Source organism: Mogibacterium pumilum (assembly GCF_002243385.1).
Lineage (GTDB): Bacteria > Bacillota > Clostridia > Peptostreptococcales > Anaerovoracaceae > Mogibacterium > Mogibacterium pumilum.
In genome coordinates this window covers 60,719-62,960 of record NZ_CP016199.1, presented here as the reverse complement: position 1 = coordinate 62,960, position 2,242 = coordinate 60,719, and the positions used below count along the sequence as shown (strand labels likewise).

Sequence of the window (2,242 nt, the reverse complement as noted above, 5' to 3'; positions counted from 1 at the left end):
GTTCTGTGGTGTTTGCAGGACTATGGAGTTTAGCTCAATAGATGCGCGATGCCGCAAGATGCGGCTACGCGCATCTGTCGTAGATGAGAGGATTTAAGATGATTGAATTTGATGAGATAAAGCAGGCTTTACCAGGTGAGCTTGATAAGCTCCGTGAGGTTGGAGACTATCTTTGACCCGACTGGCTTAAGAGATAAGATTTCGGATATGGAACAAGAGATGCTAAAATCGGGTTTCTGGGATTCACCTGACGATGCACAGAAGCTGATGAAACAGAAGAAACATCTTGAAAATGAACTCGAGCAGTACGAGAGTCTCTGCAAGGGCTTCGATGACATATCCGATATGATTGAGCTCGCCGAAGAGTATGATGATTACTCGGAGGCCAAGAATATCATCAAAGAATATAAGAGACTCAGCGAAGAGATGAAAGACCTTGAGCTGAGCAGACTCCTGACCGGCAAGTATGATGATAAGGATGCTATTCTAAGTATTCATGCTGGAACGGGTGGCGTAGATGCTATGGACTGGGCGGAGATGCTGATGAGAATGTATCTCAGATATACAGATCAGCACGGTTTCAAGACTGATGTCGTTGACATACAGAACGATACGCTCGCAGGTATTAAGAGCTGCACTATAGTTATCAGTGGAATCAATGCATATGGATATCTGCGAAGCGAAACTGGAGTCCATAGACTCGTGCGCATATCACCGTTTAACTCTGCGGGCAAGAGACAGACTTCTTTTGCGGCTGTCGAAGTCGTTCCGGATATAGGAGATAGCATCGAGATTAACATCGACCCTAAAGACCTTAAGATTGACACGTACAGGAGTTCGGGAGCTGGCGGACAGCATGTCAACACAACTGATTCGGCTATCCGTATAACGCACCTTCCAACCAACATAGTTGTAACGTGTCAGAATGAACGTTCACAGCTCTACAACAAGGAGATGGCGATGAAGATTCTGGCATCGAGACTCCAGCAGCTCGCCGAGGCAGAGCACAAGGAGAGCCTCGATGAGCTTAAGGGAGATATGAGCCAAGTGACGTGGGGTGCGCAGATTAGATCCTATGTATTCCAACCATATACGATGGTCAAAGACCATAGGACGAATGTAGAAGTTGGAAACATTAGCGCCGTGATGGACGGGTCGCTTGATGAGTTCATCAAGGCGAAGCTTACGCAAGAAGCGAAGGAGAGTTGTGTACAATGAAGAAGTACATAGTGTTTGATTTCGACGGAACTCTCCTCGATACCGATCAGCTTATCATCGATTCGTGGCAGGCGGTTTTTCGCAGATTTCGAGGCAAAGAAGCTGATGAATCACTGATACTTTCCACGTTCGGTGAGACAGTTGCGAACACAGTTAGGGATTTATTTGCAGATGAAAATCTAGATGATGTTCTGGCGGTGTATCGCGGTTATCAGATGGAACATAGCGAAGGTGCTTACAAATTGTATTCAGGCATAAAGGAGCTCCTCGACGAGCTGATAGAACGTGGCTACTCGCTATCTATAGTGACTTCGAGGCTTGGAAATACTGCTATGCAGTATCTTGGAGAGATGGGCATCAAGGATAAATTCGATGTCATCATCACTGCAAACGACGTGACAGAGCACAAGCCTGAACCTGGTCCGTTGCTGGCGGCGCTCGAGAGGCTTGGGGCAAAGAGAGAAGAAGCCATAATGCTCGGTGATACGAGATTCGATATAGGCTGCTGTCAAAATGCGGGCGTCGATAGCATCATGGTAGGATGGGGCCGCAGGGGTGGGAATGCACCACTCGGCGGACTTGAGCCAACATACAGGATTTATAAACCTGAAGAGCTGTTTGAGATAATCGAGGGATAAAATGCTGAACCTATTTATGGCACGAGAGTGCATGAACAAGGAGAAGTTCATATATGAGAATATAAAGGGCAAGACATATGTCCTGGTACCGAACCAGTATACTCTTGTCGCGGAGGAACAGGCGCTTAAGTATACAGGCAGTGCCTGTCTTCTTGATATTGAGATTCTCTCGCTAAATAGGCTAGGGCAGAGGATTATGGCTGAGCAGGGTGATGAGAATATCGAGATTCTCGACCGATATGGGCGTCACATGCTTCTGTACAAGATTATAAAATCGCACAAAGATGAACTGGAAGTGTTCAAATCAGCGGCTGATCAGAGCGGATTTATCGATATGATCAACGATTTCATCGCTGACTTCAAGCAGCAGGATTGCTCTCTCAATG

Annotated in this window: 3 protein-coding genes; all 3 read left to right on the top strand. The window is 46.5% G+C overall.

Annotated features, from left to right (window positions below):
* Window positions 1-98: 98 nt before the first annotated feature.
* Window positions 99-1,218 (top strand): peptide chain release factor 2 gene (prfB, locus tag AXF17_RS00275; protein ID WP_207651565.1). Its coding sequence is split into 2 segments (ribosomal slippage): window positions 99-164 and window positions 166-1,218, totalling 1,119 coding nucleotides; the frame shifts between segments, so codons are not numbered across the junction.
* Complete coding sequence (locus tag AXF17_RS00270; protein ID WP_094233280.1) at window positions 1,215-1,856, top strand: HAD family hydrolase; 642 nt, start codon at window positions 1,215-1,217, stop codon at window positions 1,854-1,856. The genes prfB and AXF17_RS00270 overlap by 4 nt, the downstream gene beginning before the upstream one ends.
* Window position 1,857: 1 nt before the next feature.
* Window positions 1,858-2,242 (top strand): hypothetical protein (locus tag AXF17_RS00265; protein WP_207651564.1); only part of this gene is annotated, 385 nt, incomplete at its 3' end.